Here is a 1,212-nt window from a genome sequence, read left to right as displayed (position 1 = left end):
CCTCTCAGACAGGACACCTCAGTTCAGCAGGTTTGCCCCCTACTGCCGCGTAGCGGGTTCGTTCAATCAGTGGCCGGCTTGCATCGGATTACGCATGCTGGGGCCGGCAGCCATGGCGACGGGCGACGTCTGTGACAACCGCCCCCAGCTCGAGGCTTTCCGCGGCAATCTGTGCCTTCAATTCATCCGGCCACCGCTTGCGACCTGCGCCAGCGAACACTTCAATACGCGGTGACAACGGTCGTCTTATGGTAAGCGCGAATTTCTCCGCACCTTTTGCTTTTGAGTGCCGTGATGCATGAGGTGTCCACCAAAATAGGTGGACACTGAACCTCCTCCGAATGAGTGGACACCTGTAGTAGGCTCGTTGAGCCCGGAGGTGTCGAATGGAACGTCAACGTCGGTCGTTTACCGAGGATTACAAGCGTCGGGCCGCCGAACTGGTCGCGTCGAGCGGTCGCTCGATCGGGTCGGTTGCTAAGGAGCTCGGTCTGCGGGATTCGGTGCTGCGACGGTGGGTAGATAAGCTCCGGCAGGAGCCGGGATCGGCGGCGTGGCGACCCACCACGCAGGCGACGCCGATGCCGGCGGACCAGGCTTCGGAGATCGCCCGCCTACGTCAGGAGAACGAACGGCTGCGCATGGAGCGCGACATTTTAAAAAACTGTCCAGCGTCGTGGCGCGCCTGCGCGGAATAGAAACAGCCTTGTGCTATCCTTTAGCTCGGAGGGTAGCGGCCGTCAGCTTATTGGAGGCGCTGTCCCCGTTAAAAAACGTGGTCCATGGGCGCATGCGGACTTGAGAGTGGTGACGCCGTTTCGACGGCGATCCCGATTAGGAAGATGACAAATTGGCATAGCCCTGACCCTCCAGCCCATCATCGGACGGAGGAGTTGCGATGCCTAACAGGACAACCGACCGCGGCCCGGACCTAAAGCTGGTCAACCTCGGCGCGGCCCTATCGATATCGGATCAAAGATGCACATGGCCGCGGTAAACCCGGCCTGCACCGACAAGCCAGTGCGTGCATTCGGCACATTCACGCAAGACCTGCATGAACTGGCGGACTGGTTCAAGATGTGCGGCGTGACCAGTGTCGCGATGGAATCCACTGGGGTCTATTGGATCCCAGTCTACGAGATCTTAGAACAGCGCGGGTTTGAGGTCATTCTGGTCAACGCGCGGTACGCCAAGAATGTACCTGGCCGTAAA

At 59.8% G+C, this 1,212-nt stretch carries 2 protein-coding genes and 1 pseudogene; 2 read left to right on the top strand and 1 reads right to left on the bottom strand.

What is annotated here, in order from left to right; all coding sequences use genetic code 11:
* Positions 1-112 precede the first annotated feature (112 nt).
* Positions 113-250 (bottom strand): annotated as a pseudogene (locus QY049_RS32730) (transposase); the annotation flags it as partial.
* A 136-nt stretch (positions 251-386) separates the two neighbouring features.
* Between QY049_RS32730 and QY049_RS32725 the strand changes: the two are divergent.
* A complete protein-coding gene (locus QY049_RS32725; protein WP_128929863.1) occupies positions 387-698 on the top strand; it encodes a transposase in 312 nt (103 codons plus the stop codon).
* Positions 699-978: 280 nt separating this feature from the next.
* Positions 979-1,212, top strand: a 234-nt coding sequence (locus QY049_RS32720) for a transposase (protein WP_301270401.1), incomplete at its 3' end; no start/stop codon positions are given.

Source organism: Bradyrhizobium sp. WYCCWR 13022 (assembly GCF_030435535.1).
In the GTDB taxonomy this organism is placed as follows: domain Bacteria; phylum Pseudomonadota; class Alphaproteobacteria; order Rhizobiales; family Xanthobacteraceae; genus Bradyrhizobium.
Note: the sequence above shows the minus strand (reverse complement) of the source record. Positions and strands in the feature narration are given on the sequence as shown.

Excerpts from the sequence above, each read along its gene's own strand:
- QY049_RS32725 (WP_128929863.1), top strand. The coding sequence starts at position 387 with ATGGAACGTCAACGTCGGTCGTTTACCGAGGATTACAAGCGTCGGGCC.